This window comes from Leptothoe spongobia TAU-MAC 1115, assembly GCF_018739885.1.
Lineage (GTDB): Bacteria > Cyanobacteriota > Cyanobacteriia > Phormidesmidales > Phormidesmidaceae > Leptothoe > Leptothoe spongobia.
This window is the reverse complement of record NZ_JADOES010000037.1, coordinates 73708-89059: the sequence shown is the minus strand read 5'-3', so window position 1 is coordinate 89059 and position 15352 is coordinate 73708. Positions and strand designations below refer to the sequence as shown.

Below are 15352 nucleotides of genomic sequence, written 5' to 3'. Positions count from 1 at the left end.
AATCTCTCAAAGTAGAAGGTATCACACTGACTTCTCTAAGAGAGATGACGGTTTCTCATGAAAATTTAGACACCTACCTTTTTTCTTAGCTTAAAATGCCCGATAAACATCACAAACCCCTACTGAGTTTTCAAGATGTACACATCAGTCTGTGATTCTTCGTAGTATCAGCACTACAACACATCAGCAGATTACAATTCCATTACAGTAGGATTACCCCAGACTGCTGATTGCCCAGTCATCCCTGGTGGAAGCCAGTGCTCACCCAATGCTCCTATCCTTACTCAGCCTCAGCGATTATCTACCCGCCGCCGCAAAGTACTACAACCTTATAAGGAGTGACCTGGCCAGCAATACAATGCATTATCACCCTATCTATCGCTCCGTTGCCGACATGACGCATAACCTATCTGAAGGGAACCCTAGACACTAAGAACCACCTCTCCAGAGCATGAACGCCTCAAAAAACTCATTACTCAACTCATAAAAGCTATGATTAGTTCGCCCAATTAACCCCAAGCCATTAAAGCATTACGGACAAAATTTTCACAGCTAGTCATTGTGATCTCTACGGCTGAGCCATCCACACTAAAATCCCGAGTAACTGACTCAACGGATTCAATAACCGATCTTCCATATCAATCGTCACCACCTGACCTTCCAGCTGCAAAAACCGCCAGAGAATCCCACTACTCACACAGCCATAAACCTGCTTAGATGGCCGCTCCATGGCCTGATTAAACCGCTGGGCCGCAACCATTTCCGCCATGCATTGGCCCATACCCACATTCAGATCAGCCTTCTTAGCTTCCACCACCACAATGACAGGCGCTTCAATTTCAAGCTGTTCTGTCGATTGACTAATAACAAAATCACAGATGCCCGACAACCCCACTTGGGCATCCACCGTAAACTCTTCTCCAGAAAACAAACTCACCTGACGCTGGAGCAGTTTCCGTACCTCCAGTAGAACCGGGGCAATTAACAACTCGGACTTGGCTTTTTCACTTTTCAATAAGGATGCCAGGGGAAAGGCTTCTGCTAAAAAATCAGCCAGGGCCTGGGATGGATCCATTGGCGACAGCTCCGGCAGGAAACGTTGGCCTTCGATGGTTTCGAGGCCAAAGGCTTGTTTGACTTTACCGACGGTGAAATCACTGTACGCCATTGTCCCACCTTACTCTTCGACGCGATAACCCAATTCTGCTAGGTGCGATCGCGATTGTCGCCACCGTTCCTGAACTTTCACAAATACTTCCAAATACACCTTACCAGCAATAAGCTTCTGCATTTGCTCACGGGCTGCCGTATTGATGGCTTTCATCATGGAGCCTTTTTTACCAATTAGAATTCCTTTTTGCGACTTGCGTTCTACATAAACCGTAGCCAGCACATTAGTGATTTTTGGAGTTTCCTCCACTGCCTCTATCACCACAGCCACCGAATGGGGCACCTCTTCACGGGTGTGTAACAATACCTGCTCTCGGATCAGCTCGCCCATGATAAATCGCTCGGGCTGATCAGTCACTAAATCAGGTGGGTAGTAGTAAGGTCCCACCTCTAGCCGCTCAACCAATTGCCCCTTCAGCGAGTCCAGACCGGTCTCAGTCACAGCTGAAAACTTACACAGAGGCCAGCCATTTTCATCGGCTAACGCCTGATAGCTAATATCGATCATCTGCGCCTTGGGCTCAGGTTGTAGATCAGCCTTATTGATACCCAACACAATCGGCACTTCACTGCGCTTGAGGATATCTGCAATAAACAGATCGCCTCTCCCTAAGCCACTAGTACCATCCACCACAAAGAGCGTTACATCTACCGAATTAATCGCAATGCGCGCATTTTTTACCAGCACTTTGCCCAACTCATGATGAGGTTTATGGATACCAGGAGTATCCACAAAGATGACCTGAGCATCGGGAAGCGTCATCACTCCACGTAAACGATTGCGCGTGGTTTGGGCGATCGGTGAGGTAATAGCAATCTTCTGCCCAACCATCACATTCATTAATGTAGACTTGCCCACATTCGGACGTCCCACAATACCCACAAATCCTGAGCGGAAACCTTTTGGTGGTGTTGGGGTTCCCCCCAGATCGATGGTCATTGCTGTTGTATTCCTCACTACTCCCCATTCCCCGTTCCCTATTGTCCGATGGGCCATGCCCACTCTACCTGCATATTACGGTGGCTAAACACCCGTAATATGCACTACCACATCCCGGCGATATCCCCGACTGCGATGTTCCCATATATAAATTCCCTGCCAAGTGCCCAAAGCCAACCAGCCATTCATAATAGGAATCTGCTCGGAGGTATGGGTTAAGGCCGTTCTTATATGCGCAGGCATATCATCAGGGCCTTCGGCACTGTGGCGATAGTAATTACCTTCAGGAACTAGCTTCGCTAAAAACGTTTCCATATCTAAAAGGACATCAGGATCTGCATTTTCCTGAATGACCAGACTCGCTGAAGTATGGCGTAAAAATAGACAACACAGTCCCGTACTGACCCTAGATTCACGCACAGCGTCCTGAACCTCCATCGTAAATCGCTGTAAGGACTTGGCCCGCGTTTGCAGTGTTAGTACGGTTTGATAGTGAACAGAGAGTGAACTGGTAGAAGGCATGATGATGTCATCTAAAGTAGAGATGCATAATGCTTTTCAGCATAGAACAGGACTCTGCCAAGGGATGACAATGTTTGTTGCAATCTCCCTAACTTTTCCCATAGAAACGTTGTGTCAACAGCCCAACAGGGCATCTTGAACCTAGAACATACTATGTGTCTTTTTAGACCTGTATTGGGTCATCTACCACTGACTTTTGCATCTGCATGCTGCCTCCCAGTCCCATCATTGTCATCATGCAAGGCGTAGCTGCATGGAATCATTGGCGTCGCATGAATGCCGCGCCAGAAGATATACCTGAGCTACGAGAAGCGCTTTTGATCCGGGCAGAATTACCCAGAATTAATCTCAGCCATGTGGATAGCTGTATCAGTAACTTCTCGGGTGCCAATTTATTTCAAGCCAACCTGACACAGGCCATTTTCTACACAGCCAACTTGTCCCAGGTCAGACTGGATTGGGCGGAGCTTGAGGGTGTTGACATGCGCGAGGCCAACCTGAGGGAGGCCAGCCTCATTAGAGTCCAAGCCAAAAAAACGAATTTTGCCATGGCTGATTTACACGGTAGTAATCTGCGGGAAGCGATTTTTACTGATAGTAATTTTTGTGAGGCTTCTTTGTCTGGGGTCGATGGTTGCATGGCCCAGATGAATCATTGCAACCTCAGCTACGCAAACTTAGAAAATAGCCTTTTTTATACCGCTGATCTGAAACAGGCTAATTTTAGAAAGGCCAACCTGACATCGGCTGATTTTCGCGAAGCCAATCTTACGCAGGCCATTTTAGAAGATGCGAATGGCTTTCAGTCTAGTTTTGCGAGAGCAATTTTAGATCGAGCTATTCTGATAGGAGCTTTGCTGATCAAGGCCAATTTTACGATGGCTAACTTGAAACTCACAATTCTCAATCACGCAAACCTGAATAATGCCCTGATCAAAAATGCCATTCTCACCGGAGCAAGCCTGGTCAAAGCAACACTGTGTCAGGCACAGCTGCAAAACAGTTCCATGGATAAAACAGACTGTCGCAACACAGTATTTAGCGAAGCCAATCTCGAAAATGTCAATTTTCAAGGCGCTAACTTAAGTGGAGCCAACCTTAGCAAGGCATGCCTACAGGGTGCTTGTCTTGCAGATGCCAATCTCAGTCATGCCAATCTCAGTTACGTTGACCTTAGTCACACTGACCTTTCCGGTGCAGACTTAAGACATGCCATATTGAAGGGCACTAAACTTCCCACGTCCATAGATACCTTGGCAAACGCAGCTTAAACCACGTCCCAGTTGAAACCTGTAGTTTCTCCCACGGTAAAACGACCGTTCTGGACGTGGACAAGGTTTAATTCAAATACTGGCAAATAGCGACTGCGATTGTATCGTTGCCATTGTTGGCCAGTTTCTCATCAGTAGGCGCTTGGAGCGACTGTTCTAAAAACGACCAGTCTCCACTAAAGAAAGCGCGGCTCTCTAAAATTTGGTGGTAAGCATGTCGCTGAATTCCATCTAGGAGTAGTTGTGCTTCGGCAAACCCCTGACGGGGCAGGGTGATGATGCCACGATCGAGACGACAGGTCTCGGCAAAGGTGCTGTAGCCTGGTTTGGAGATAACGCGATCGCACATCACCATCATATCCACAGGTCGCAATGTCCGATCCTCCACCTTCAGTAAATTGGGTAGCTCCGGTGCTTGACGATCAAAGGTAATAAACTGCCAGTCGGGATAGTCATGTAGCGCTTTTACATAGGGAATTTGAGCCAAACCTAAGCCACCAAAGGTTAACAGTACAGTCTTCTCCTCTGGAGCAGTAAGATGATATCGATCCCTGAGGGCATCGGCGGTGAGTTTTGGCGTACCGCCAGTGAGCCCGACATCCGTGATCTGGGAAAACGCATCCATCGGATCATGGAAAGGAAGACGGAACATGCGATCGCAATCCCCAAAACAATCCGCAATCCAATCGGCAATAGCCTCAAACTCTCCCCCCCAGGGCCGATAGATATAATCCCAGCCAAAATTACTCATCATCCAGCATGGAATACCCACCGCTTTTGCTAGCTGGGTCACCAGGGGAGGAATATCACCAAAAATCAGGTCCACCCCTGTAGCTCGAATAAACTCGATTTCCGGTGCGAGAATCTCATCCTGATGGGCACAAATCCACTTGAGTTTCTCCAAAGTAGCAGCCTTATCCATGGTCAGGCTATCGCTCTGGAGCACCCCAATATCAAAACTCACCGGGCGATAGCTAACTCGCTCAGACGGCAAATATGATTGCAACAACCACTGAGGAGCTGTCGTTGCCAAGATAATATGCAAATCAGGATGACGCTGCAGTAGAGTTGCCGCCACTGACGCAGCACGCGTAGCATGACCAAAGCCATGGTTAGTAATCGCTAAATATAGAGTAGGCATAAAAAAATCTCAGGCTTGTCATCAAGTCAAGTAGCGAATACAGACACGCTATCTCACCCCGTACATTACATACTGCACTTGCTGAGAACAAAAAAATGGTGAAGCAGAAAATACTACCTCACCATTTTTAATTCTCAAGATAGTGATCGTTATAACCGATAAAACATATCAGTCAGAACATTACACCTCTGCTTATTTAAAGCACAGGGACAAATCTCTCTTTCTCAGGAACCGTCGTATATTCAGCCACAATCTCACGAAACTCCTCACCATCGAGGGTCTCTTTCTCAATGAGAATATCAACCACACGATCCACAGCTGCACGGTTGTCCTGAACCATCCGCTTAGCATCGACGTAGCACTGCTCAACAATGGCACGAACCTGCTCATCAATCCGCTGAGAAACCGTCTCGGAATACTCCGAACGACCACCCCAACTACCCCCTAGGAAAACTTCCCCTTGAGGATTCTCTAGGGCAAGCGCACCTAACTCAGAGGACATCCCAAAGCGAGTCACCATTTGACGGGCCATGGAGGTTACCTGCTGCAGGTCGTTACCTGCACCGGTAGTCACTTCAGCATCGCCGAAGATGACATCCTCAGCAGCACGACCACCTAGGGCACCGGTAATTCGAGCCAACAACTGCGCGCGAGAGATCAGCATCTGATCTTCACTAGGTGTGAACCACGTTAAACCCTGAGCTTGCCCACGAGGAATCAGAGTCACCTTCTGAACAGGGTCATGGGCTTTGACTAAGGTACCAATCAGAGCATGACCAACTTCGTGGTACGCAATCAGGCGCTTGCTCTTGCCATCCACCAAGGGGGTCCCTTCCATACCAGCGATAACGCGGTCTACCGCATCATCGATTTCCAGCATTGTGATAGCTTCTTTGCGACGACGGGCCGTCAGAATCGCGGCTTCATTCAGCAAGTTAGCGAGGTCAGCACCGGTAAAACCAGGTGTACGGCGTGCGATCGCATCCAAAGAAATCTCATCCGCCAGCTTCTTATTCCGGGCATGGACTTCAAGTACCTCAATACGCCCCTTAACATCAGGCGGATCAACCGATACCTGACGGTCAAAACGACCAGGACGTAACAGAGCAGAGTCCAGGACATCAACCCGGTTAGTTGCTGCAATTACAATGATGCCGCTATTGCCCTCAAAACCATCCATCTCAGTAAGCATCTGGTTAAGAGTCTGCTCACGCTCATCATTACCGCCACCGATACCGGAACCACGGGAACGACCCACTGCATCAATCTCATCAATAAAGATTATGCAAGGCGCATTTTCCTTCGCTTTCTTAAACAAGTCACGCACACGAGACGCACCCACACCCACAAACATCTCTACAAATTCAGAACCAGAGATGCTGAAGAAAGGGACACCAGCTTCACCCGCAATTGCCTTCGCTAAAAGCGTTTTACCCGTTCCAGGAGGACCAACCAGCAGCACACCTTTAGGAATTCGAGCACCGATAGCGGTAAAACGCTCAGGCTTTTTCAGAAAAGTAACCACTTCCTGAAGCTCTTCCTTCGCTTCATCAATACCAGCCACATCATCAAACATGATGCCCGTCTTAGCTTCCATCATGAAACGAGCTTTGGACTTACCAAAGTTCATGGCCTGGCCTGGGCCACCACCTACACCTCCATTGGAGCGACGGAATAAGAAGAAAAGTCCCGCAATCAATAGAAAAGGAAATAGCAAATTTCCTAAAATACCAACCACAGCACCATCATTACGAGGTGGATGGGAATCTAAACTAATGTCTGAATCACGGAGACGCTCAACTAGCTCAGGAGCACTACCGGGAAGATCAACACGCCAGCGCATTACTCGGTCATCTAGCTGTGGATCAACCGCTTCAACAATAGCTGTGCGACCACCATCATAAAGGTCAACCGCCGTCACTCGGCCAGCATCCAAATAACCTAAAAACCGGCCGTAGGTCATACGGGTACTTGCCGTATTATTACGACTCATGTTTGCGGGGTCTCCTCCCATGGAACCCTGCCAAAAGAAAAACCCAATCAAAAGGGCTGGCAATGTCCAAAGCAGAATGACTCTCCAAGAAAGCTTCATATCTCGGTGGCCTCGTTTAAGTAAAAGTCCTAACTACGTCTGCCTGTAGATGGCAAAGCATGTCTTACGTTTATCTTAGCTTTTTAGAATGTTTGTACTAAAACAGGGAATCAACAATTCATCCCATGCCTAGGTCAATCTAGTTCTATTAGCTACATTGTTTACTAAATGTAACGTAATTTCTCAGATAGGAGCAATCCTTTGCCAACCGACATATTCACATGCTGGGGAGCATTGATACATTAGCTCCCCGATCAAATCTGCTAATCATCAGCGTCTCAGGGTGCAATACATCCTTATCGCCCCAGAGATATGGCCCGTTCTAAACGCCCTTGATCAAAACCACGCTGATGCAAAATCAACCAAGAATCCACTAAGTCTGGTCCCTGCATGTCCGCCATCAGCGCGGCCCGCAAAGAACGCATAATTAGACCTTTTTTCACCCCCAGCGACTTGGTTACCTGATTAATCAGACCTTTAGCATCACTCGCTGCAGTGAGGCCCTCATGGGCTTTAAGCGCATCCAACACCGCCTGCATGGCATCAGCCACACCGTCCTTTTTCAGCTGCTCGACTGCTGCTGCTGAAAAGTCCATCGTCGGTGTAAAGAAAAAACGACTTAGCTCTACACAATCCTTCAGACGGGTCAGACTGGGACCAGCCAGAGCAGCTATTTTCAATAACCAATCGCGATCTGTAGCCCCATCAAACTCATATCCTGCTGCTTTGAGATAGGGTGCAATCAGCTCTAGTAGATCCTCTGGCGATTTTGCATGGAGATACTGACTGTTAATCCAGTCCAGCTTATCCCAGTCAAACTTAGCGCCTGCCTTATTGACCCGGTCAAAGCTAAACAATTTAGCCGCTTCGTCCAATGTAAAGAGCTCTTGGGCTTCGGGTGCAGACCAACCTAATAGAGTCATATAGTTGGCCAGCGCTTCTGCCGTAAAGCCCATGGCTTGAAAGTCTGAAATCGACGTTACGCCATCACGCTTAGACAGCTTCGCCCCTTGCTCATTTAAGATCAGCGGCGTGTGAGCAAACTCAGGCACAGGCATTCCCATCGCTTCATACAGCAAAATTTGCTTAGGGGTATTACCCACATGATCTTCACCACGAATCACATGGGTAATCCCCATATCCGCATCATCCACAACCACCACAAAGTTATAAAGTGGCTGGCCAATTTCTGTACTTGATGAGGCTCGAGCGATCACCATATCTCCACCCAGATCGCGACCTTTCCAGTTCACTGGGCCACGCACCATATCATTCCACGTGATCTCTCGGTCATCGTCAATCTTGAATCGGATTACTGCCTGTCGCCCCTCTGCTTCAAAGGCAGCAATTTGTTCAGGCGTTAGATCGCGGTGTTGATTGTTATAACGTGGTGCTTCACTACGGGCCTTCTGCTTTTCCCGCATATCATTCAGTTCCTCAGAGGTCTCATAGGCACGATAAGCCAGACCTTGATCCAATAATGCTTGAATCTTCGGCTGATAAAGCCCCATACGCTGGGTTTGATAGACGGGCTCTTCATCCCAGGTCATGCCTAGCCACTGCAAACCATCCATAATGTTCTGCGTGTATTCGGACTTGGAGCGCTCTAAATCTGTATCTTCCACCCGCAGGATAAATGTGCCCCCCTGGGAGCGAGCAAACAACCAGTTAAAAACGGCAGTTCTGGCTGTACCAATATGAAGATTCCCAGTGGGACTCGGAGCGATCCGAACACGAACAGACATGGTGATTGCGGAAACGAAACAGCTAAGTCTATCAGCGTACTATATGCCCGACAGGACCATCTGAAAGAGATGCCAAAAAATCGCTACCCCTCCCTAATCAAGTACGGCATTTTCTACACCATAGGGTCTGACATGCACGCCACACTAAAGATGTGCCCCAGCCCTCATCAAGACTGCCTGGGAACATCGTTCAGCCAGGGATGAAAATTATGATTGTTTTACCTATAATCCTGTTCTTATTTGCCATGCTCCTGCTGCCGTTGGTAATCACAGGACTGACGATGGATATGGTGACCGTCGCCGTTACCAAGCTAGGCTTTGCCCCTAGTTTGGCGATTCTCTTGCTCGCCGCCATTGTCATTGGTAGTACGATTAACATTCCCTTATACCAAAAGAGCTTACGCCCCGTGGGCATGCTTTGGGACCGCCAGCAAACAATTGTTGCACTCAATGTCGGTGGTGGTCTCATTCCCATAATTCTCGCTATCTATCAGTTCACGCGAGGTAATGTGCTTGCCATTTTAGCGACGACGGCCATCGTTACCCTGGTCAGCTATTGTGCAGCTCAGATTGTGCCTGGGACTGGCATTCGGATGAACGCTATGGTGGCACCGCTCACAGCCGTAGTCTGTGCCTGGCTACTAGGGGGTGTGGCCGCTCCCAGCGTAGCGTTTGCTGGTGGGATTTTGGGCACCTTAATTGGTGCTGATCTGCTGCATCTCAAAGAAATGGAACGCTTGTCCTCCGGTACTTTGAGCATCGGCGGAGCCGGGGTGTTAGATGGCATTGCCCTATGTGGCTTATTTGCGCTATTACTGGCCTGAGCCCTTAAAGATCCCACAAAGTTGTCTGAATCAGCGCAGCAAACTGGAACAATAATAGTGTTGAAAATTCTTTATGAATTGGAACAGTTTATTTTGATCTTATAGGTGATGTCTTATGGGACTAAGCGATAAAATTCAAGACAAGGCCGTCCGCGCCAATATTGCCGCTGACTGTGCCAAACTCATTGATAAACAAGTTGCCGAAAAGAGTGGTCTGGCAGGCATGGCCATGAAAACCGCCTACGGTGTTATCAAAGGTATTGGAGCTAGCTATATTCCTGGCGCTATTGATCGGTTGCTACCTGATGCTTGCCAAGCCCTGGACCCCATGTGGCAAGAAGGGACTGCTACTGGAGACCCCGTTAAGTTTTTAAGTGAAAATAGCGATCGCACCGCCGATAGCATTCTTAGCGTCACCGATGCTCGCATTGAGGGCAGCAACAATGGCGTCGTCAGCGCAACTTATAAAAAGCTGCGTAAATCTGTTAAGAACGACGTCGAGGCAGCTGTTCCAGACCTAGCACAAATCATCAACAGTCACGCCGTTTAAGCAACGTTTTCAGTTCAGAACTTCGGTGTGCCTGGGTGTCCAGGATATCTAAACCAGGATAATCAGGCACACTCAGCCGACTCAAAACTATCTCTTAGCATAAGTTCCAAATCATACCCAACAGTGTATGGATAACTATCTCTCCTGGAAGCAGACATCCATCTCTTAGAACTCCCCCCTCGAAACTAGCATTACCAGACTCGCCAATCTTCCCAATCCAAATTAAAAACAGAGGTATCGGGAAAAGCAGTCGGGTTGCCACCTGCTTGGATACGCTGCTGCAACTCTAACAAACCTGGTTCTGCGCGTGGTAAATCATCGACAAGGGTGTAAGGCAACAGCTGATTCTCTAAAGCGTAATCAATCGTGGCCCCGGCAGCAGTTCCAGCAGACCACTCAAACGAATGGACACGGTAAGCTGCTGACGCTATCGTGCTGGTGGCAATACTCTTCCCCGCTACCAGTAGATTATCGATATTTTGAGGAATCATAGCCCGCAAAGGAATTTGACCAGGATAGCTTTGACCATGGGCTCGCCTTATCCCTGCACGCTCGGTATTGCCGGGCAATTCAGGGGGAGATTGCTCCATGCAAGGATGAAAGTCAATCGCATACTGGGCAATCCCAAGGGAATCTGGAAAAATTGTCGACCGAGTACGACGAGGAATCTCAGTCGCAGGTTGGTCAGTTTCAATCGCTGACGTGGTTTCTAAACCAGCCAGGGCTCGCCGCAGAGACAAATACATGTTGCCAGGCAATTGGGTTTGGTAGTAGTCATCGTTATAGTCAACGCGGGAAATATCAATTTCATTGATCATGAAACCGTCAGGATGACCATAGGCGGGTCGTCCGACAATGCGGCGACCCTCGCGAATATAGGGATGCTTCGATAAACCATGGGCCGTATTCATCGGAGCATCAAATCCCGTCAAAAAGCGATAGCGCAGATCAACATCCTTGATGCCATATCCTAGTTGCGAGTCAGTTAAGCTGGCCAAGAGCCAGTAATAATAGCTAAAAGCGTTTTCTTCTCCCCGCCGCAACGTGTCCACTCGCAAACCGCCTAACCAGCCCCCTGGCTCTAGCTGACCAGAAGCCTCTAGCTGATCATGGGAATAGATCAGATTATCCACAGATGTACCAGGGCGATAATCATTCCCCCAGGTCCAGTTTTGCATGGAGATATCGCCGGGCTTGATATCACTAACACCAAAAATACGACGTTCAGGGCGGTTACCCGGCGCTAAGATGCGCCGATACGTGAATACAAAATCGATGTAGTTCGTATTGTCGCGCTCACGCTCAAAACTAAAGTAGGGAGCGTAGGTGTCATAATACCCAGGTTTCTCCTGAGGTTGGGGAGAGTCCGTCCGCTCCATGGCAAATGTGTAGGTAAAACCCTGGGTGCAATAGGCATCACCTGTCAAGGTCGGAGAAGAAGGATTGAGATACGATTTCGGATCTAATCCTAGCTGGTAGGGCACACCAGCTAGGGCAATCACTTCGCCAGTTTCGGTGGCTTCGACTACATACCAGTCGGCGGGGCCTTCATGGCCACTGGGCTCAAAGCGAATAATGCGTTTATTGAAGCGTTCGGAGTCTGCATAGGTATAAGCATCTGCCAAGGTCGCAGACAGGGGCTCGGTATTGAGGGGTGGGGTACCAGGGACTGGACTGTGTTGGATTGCGATCGCACCATCAATCATCGCACCATCGATCTCCAATTCCTTGACAACGGTGGATGGAAACCACTTAAGCTCTCCATCCCCCTCATGCGCTGCCTCATCTAGCATATCCACCAAAATATCGTGGGCATCAGCGGGCAAGAAGCACACAGCACTCACCCAGCAATCTCCTGGATTCTGGCGACCATAGCGCTCCAATACTCGTTGCCGCAACTGCTTGTACCCAGCAGCATAAAAATCCAACTGACGCTGACGCTTAGCTTCATCCAGAGCGGTAGTCCCCTGGGATGTCAACTGTCCCCCCAACCAATCCGTCATTTCAGTCAAACAAACAGTATGCCCAGCCCGTAAACTCTCATAGGCCGTAGCCACCCCTGCCAGACCACCTCCGACGACCAAAATGTCACAACGCTCAGTCTGATCGAGCCGAATCGGTGCCGCCGCTAAGGGACTAGCCACGATCAGAGAAAGGCCTATCGCCGACAAGAATCGCCGTCCATATTGACAAGCAACCACACTGACAGAAATTTGCATAAATCCTTCCTTAGTCGATGACAATGCGACGTCAAGCGCCATATCCAAGCCACTATAACCATTAGAATTAGTATCTGTGGCAAAGCCAGACAAACATCTCACACGCCACAATAAACAATTAAGTCAATCTCAACATCGCCATACCCTGCCAACGCAGTTATCCCCACTGTCGTTCGACTAGGAAGACGAGTCTGATCAAAATAAGAAGCATAAATTTGATTAACAATCTCGTAATAGCGAAAATCCGTCACAAAGATACGCACCATGACAATATTTTCAAACTTGGTCCCCGCATGGGTTAGAACTCGCTTGAGATTTTCCATCACCTGACGGGTTTGAGCCTCAATATCAAGCTTTAATACTTCTCCAGAATCAGGATCTTCAGGTAGCTGACCGGTCACAAAAAGAAAATCTCCTGCCTTCACGGCATGGGAGTAAGGAGCCACTGGAGGTAAAGCATCGGGCAACGTAATAAATTCAAGCATTGGAGATTAGCCTACCAAAATAACTAGAGTGCTGGTCTATTTGCTCATTGAACAAGCCTTTGACCTATAGTCACACCTTATACAAGCAGACACATGGAACAACAAACAATCATGCATTAACGCATCAATGCCTAAACATCGAGCAGCTAACAAATATCCGATCCAATAAAAAAGCTCCTGTAACCCAGACTGAATAGTTCATTTGGACCAATACTAATAGCAACCCCCAATGCAGGCACAGTCAAGAAATTCACACCTGAAATCAACCTAAAGAGTGATCATTCTGACTACATATATGGTACATTTGTATTAATAATAGATCATACGTTCTATTCGTTCCTCGTCCCTTGCTTCACTATGAACGATTTAGATATGGAACTTCAAACCATTCGGCAAAAGCTACAAACCCTCAAAGCATCACCTCCAGAGCCTCTGGCGGCACCCTGGGGACAGTCGCGGCTAGCCGCCCCCTCCCCCAACTTAGCTCAAGTCACAACGGCCATTAAAACGCTAAGACAACGCTCACACCAAGCACCTGCTCCCAACATGTCTGACTCAAGTTTGCAGCAATTTGATGCTGCCTTGTCTGCCGTTGAGAATCTAGCCCAGCAACAGGAACAGGCTCTACAACGTTTAAAAGCCTTGGGTGACAGCCTGACCCAGCAAATCCAGCCGGGTATCTCCCCTGATATAGATGACATCAAACATTTTTTCGCCCAGCGTCAAACAATTCAGATCCCAACAGTTCAAAGAGATCACAATGGTTGTTTAGATTTGGCTTATCACACAGTCACATTGCATCAAGCTGAACATGCTGCCACCTCCAATGCTGTCACCTTGAGCAACCGGTCTTCGCAGTTATTTCAGCATCCATTGCATCAGTCTCCAGCCCCCGATACTAGCTTTGATGAAAGTATCTATACAGAAGCTGATCCAAGTGGCTTCATGGAGGAGCTCACTCACTTCTGGAAGTTAGCATATCGTTCCATTCAAAGCTGGACCAAGCGTTATGTATCAGCAGGTCATCGCAATCGCGCCTCACAATTCACTCTGCTCGATGGAGCAATTTGGTGTATTGGAGCTGCGATCTCTCGGATTATTCTTCACCAAATTTTTCAAGTGTATCCTCCCCTCTGGACCCCAGTCGCATTAGTCCTCATCGGCGGGATTATTCTCAATCTCTATCGTGCTATTTTCAGTCCTCGCCCCAATCCAATATTGGGGTATCGAACACTAATGATCATCATTGGATTGCTAATAGGTGGACGTTTTGTATAAGTACCTCTGCCTATATTTATCTCAGCTGATATCTAAACTTCTATACTCTTGCCCTATGCTCATGCGTCAGCAAGGAATCAGATAGATTTGCTAGCTTTGTTCATCTCTAACACGCTCATTCTCTTCCTTGAGGTTTTCCCATGGTTTACCCCACCCCTAATCCCCAGCAAGCCCATTCTCAACGCCTTGCCCCGAAACCCTTAGTGGCAGCTAGTCTAGCCATGATTCTAGCCGCTCTACTGATCGATTTTGATCGACTCAAAATATTTTTGACATCTGCTAATACAGTGTCACACCAGGCAAATTGTAATGCCATTGTCAGTGATGAAGCCAAACTCTCTAGGGAACAACTAGCAACATTACTGACTATTCCAGAACGAGATACAAAGTCTCGAGTACGACAAATTGTCAGCGAACCATACTGCCAGCTTCCTACAATCAAAGTTAGATCAGGCGTAAATGCCGAAAGAGAAACGTATCCCCTTGCCTTTGATCCCAGCACCACCCTTGTGATTCTCTACGAAAATAATGAGTATGCAGGCTATCGTTTCAGTTTTGAGTAGGCTTCAGCCCAACCAGTGGACTTTATTGCTGGGGCTAGCATTAAGTAGTTGTCAGTCTCATGCACTCCCCCCTCAACGCGTCATTAATATCCAACAACAATGGGAACTAGAGCCGGGTGATTTAATCGCGGATCAACTCGTTGTAGGCAGTTTGGGTGATATTTCGATTCAGCTCAAGCGTCAACCGCTGCGCGCTCCCTTCACAGGCAAGGTAGAACCTAGTACCATCGACCAATGCATCATCTATTCAACCCCAGAAGTCCCTGCCTATCTCTTCCGGTTCTGTGGCTTACATCAACCCCATTTAGGTCCTGTTCAAGCTGGGCAAAGCATTGGTAGAGGAAGGTATATACAATTCGCTACATTACGACGTCAGCCTGATGGAACATGGATCATTGTTGAGCCCTCTACAGGAATTTTAGAACGCTCTCTTTCGGACCGCCATTACATTGAGAAACCTGAGGCTGAGGAGATAGATCAAACCCAAAACAAATCTCCCCAAAAGACAATAACAGAAACCTCTAGCCCATAGTTTGTCTGCTTTCTTCCTAA

The 15352-nt window shown here is 48.0% G+C and carries 14 protein-coding genes; 6 read left to right on the top strand and 8 right to left on the bottom strand.

Going from position 1 to position 15352, the window contains the following annotated elements; translation table 11 throughout:
• Positions 1-568: 568 nt before the first annotated feature.
• From IXB50_RS16665 to IXB50_RS16655, 3 genes are all read right to left on the bottom strand, one after another.
• Positions 569-1168, bottom strand: coding sequence for a hypothetical protein (locus IXB50_RS16665; RefSeq protein ID WP_215610111.1), 600 nt, complete (start codon positions 1166-1168; stop codon positions 569-571).
• Between the two features lie 9 nt (positions 1169-1177).
• On the bottom strand, positions 1178-2110 hold the full coding sequence (gene era, locus IXB50_RS16660; protein WP_215610110.1) for a GTPase Era: 933 nt from the start codon (positions 2108-2110) through the stop codon (positions 1178-1180).
• 84 nt (positions 2111-2194) lie between these two features.
• On the bottom strand, positions 2195-2632 hold the full coding sequence (locus IXB50_RS16655; protein WP_215610109.1) for a secondary thiamine-phosphate synthase enzyme YjbQ: 438 nt from the start codon (positions 2630-2632) through the stop codon (positions 2195-2197).
• 206 nt (positions 2633-2838) lie between these two features.
• On the opposite strand from IXB50_RS16655, the gene IXB50_RS16650 reads away from it, so the two are divergent.
• The gene (locus tag IXB50_RS16650) at positions 2839-3903 is read left to right on the top strand and encodes a pentapeptide repeat-containing protein (protein WP_215610108.1); all 1065 of its coding nucleotides are present in this window, start codon (positions 2839-2841) and stop codon (positions 3901-3903) included.
• Positions 3904-3970: 67 nt separating this feature from the next.
• On the opposite strand, the gene IXB50_RS16645 is transcribed toward IXB50_RS16650, so the two are convergent.
• The 3 genes from IXB50_RS16645 to gltX form a co-directional block, all read right to left on the bottom strand.
• Positions 3971-5044 (bottom strand): glycosyl transferase, encoded by a 1074-nt coding sequence (locus tag IXB50_RS16645; protein ID WP_215610107.1) that lies wholly within the window; start codon positions 5042-5044, stop codon positions 3971-3973.
• A gap of 196 nt (positions 5045-5240) precedes the next feature.
• Positions 5241-7136: an ATP-dependent zinc metalloprotease FtsH gene (gene ftsH2, locus IXB50_RS16640; protein ID WP_215610106.1), complete on the bottom strand. Its 1896-nt coding sequence runs from the start codon at positions 7134-7136 to the stop codon at positions 5241-5243.
• 296 nt (positions 7137-7432) lie between these two features.
• Positions 7433-8881, bottom strand: a complete 1449-nt coding sequence (gene gltX / locus IXB50_RS16635; RefSeq protein ID WP_215610105.1) for a glutamate--tRNA ligase — start codon at positions 8879-8881, stop codon at positions 7433-7435.
• 209 nt (positions 8882-9090) lie between these two features.
• Here gltX and IXB50_RS16630 point away from each other — a divergent pair, with 209 nt between their 5' ends.
• Positions 9091-9705: a DUF1614 domain-containing protein gene (locus tag IXB50_RS16630; protein WP_215610104.1), complete on the top strand. Its 615-nt coding sequence runs from the start codon at positions 9091-9093 to the stop codon at positions 9703-9705.
• Between the two features lie 115 nt (positions 9706-9820).
• Complete coding sequence (locus tag IXB50_RS16625; RefSeq protein ID WP_215610103.1) at positions 9821-10255, top strand: DUF6918 family protein; 435 nt, start codon at positions 9821-9823, stop codon at positions 10253-10255.
• Between the two features lie 191 nt (positions 10256-10446).
• Here the strand turns inward: IXB50_RS16625 and IXB50_RS16620 are convergent, their stop codons facing one another.
• Positions 10447-12474, bottom strand: coding sequence for an FAD-dependent oxidoreductase (locus IXB50_RS16620; RefSeq protein ID WP_215610150.1), 2028 nt, complete (start codon positions 12472-12474; stop codon positions 10447-10449).
• A gap of 98 nt (positions 12475-12572) precedes the next feature.
• Positions 12573-12959, bottom strand: coding sequence for a RidA family protein (locus IXB50_RS16615; protein ID WP_215610102.1), 387 nt, complete (start codon positions 12957-12959; stop codon positions 12573-12575).
• Positions 12960-13316: 357 nt separating this feature from the next.
• Between IXB50_RS16615 and IXB50_RS16610 the strand changes: the two genes are divergently transcribed.
• From IXB50_RS16610 to IXB50_RS16600, 3 genes are all read left to right on the top strand, one after another.
• Positions 13317-14237 (top strand): hypothetical protein, encoded by a 921-nt coding sequence (locus tag IXB50_RS16610; protein WP_215610101.1) that lies wholly within the window; start codon positions 13317-13319, stop codon positions 14235-14237.
• Between the two features lie 140 nt (positions 14238-14377).
• The gene (locus IXB50_RS16605; protein ID WP_215610100.1) at positions 14378-14800 is read left to right on the top strand and encodes a hypothetical protein; all 423 of its coding nucleotides are present in this window, start codon (positions 14378-14380) and stop codon (positions 14798-14800) included.
• On the top strand, positions 14766-15332 hold the full coding sequence (locus tag IXB50_RS16600) for a hypothetical protein (protein ID WP_215610099.1): 567 nt from the start codon (positions 14766-14768) through the stop codon (positions 15330-15332). The genes IXB50_RS16605 and IXB50_RS16600 overlap by 35 nt, the downstream gene beginning before the upstream one ends.
• Positions 15333-15352 lie beyond the last annotated feature (20 nt).

Bases quoted from the DNA above. Each gene is read 5' to 3' on its own strand.
- IXB50_RS16615 (WP_215610102.1), bottom strand. From the start codon at position 12,959: ATGCTTGAATTTATTACGTTGCCCGATGCTTTACCTCCAGTGGCTCCT.
- gltX (WP_215610105.1), bottom strand. From the start codon at position 8,881: ATGTCTGTTCGTGTTCGGATCGCTCCGAGTCCCACTGGGAATCTTCAT.
- IXB50_RS16630 (WP_215610104.1), top strand. From the start codon at position 9,091: ATGATTGTTTTACCTATAATCCTGTTCTTATTTGCCATGCTCCTGCTG.
- IXB50_RS16655 (WP_215610109.1), bottom strand. From the start codon at position 2,632: ATGCCTTCTACCAGTTCACTCTCTGTTCACTATCAAACCGTACTAACA.
- IXB50_RS16665 (WP_215610111.1), bottom strand. From the start codon at position 1,168: ATGGCGTACAGTGATTTCACCGTCGGTAAAGTCAAACAAGCCTTTGGC.
- IXB50_RS16645 (WP_215610107.1), bottom strand. From the start codon at position 5,044: ATGCCTACTCTATATTTAGCGATTACTAACCATGGCTTTGGTCATGCT.
- IXB50_RS16620 (WP_215610150.1), bottom strand. From the start codon at position 12,474: ATGCAAATTTCTGTCAGTGTGGTTGCTTGTCAATATGGACGGCGATTC.
- IXB50_RS16610 (WP_215610101.1), top strand. From the start codon at position 13,317: ATGAACGATTTAGATATGGAACTTCAAACCATTCGGCAAAAGCTACAA.
- ftsH2 (WP_215610106.1), bottom strand. From the start codon at position 7,136: ATGAAGCTTTCTTGGAGAGTCATTCTGCTTTGGACATTGCCAGCCCTT.
- IXB50_RS16600 (WP_215610099.1), top strand. From the start codon at position 14,766: ATGAGTATGCAGGCTATCGTTTCAGTTTTGAGTAGGCTTCAGCCCAAC.
- IXB50_RS16650 (WP_215610108.1), top strand. From the start codon at position 2,839: ATGCTGCCTCCCAGTCCCATCATTGTCATCATGCAAGGCGTAGCTGCA.
- IXB50_RS16625 (WP_215610103.1), top strand. From the start codon at position 9,821: ATGGGACTAAGCGATAAAATTCAAGACAAGGCCGTCCGCGCCAATATT.
- era (WP_215610110.1), bottom strand. From the start codon at position 2,110: ATGACCATCGATCTGGGGGGAACCCCAACACCACCAAAAGGTTTCCGC.
- IXB50_RS16605 (WP_215610100.1), top strand. From the start codon at position 14,378: ATGGTTTACCCCACCCCTAATCCCCAGCAAGCCCATTCTCAACGCCTT.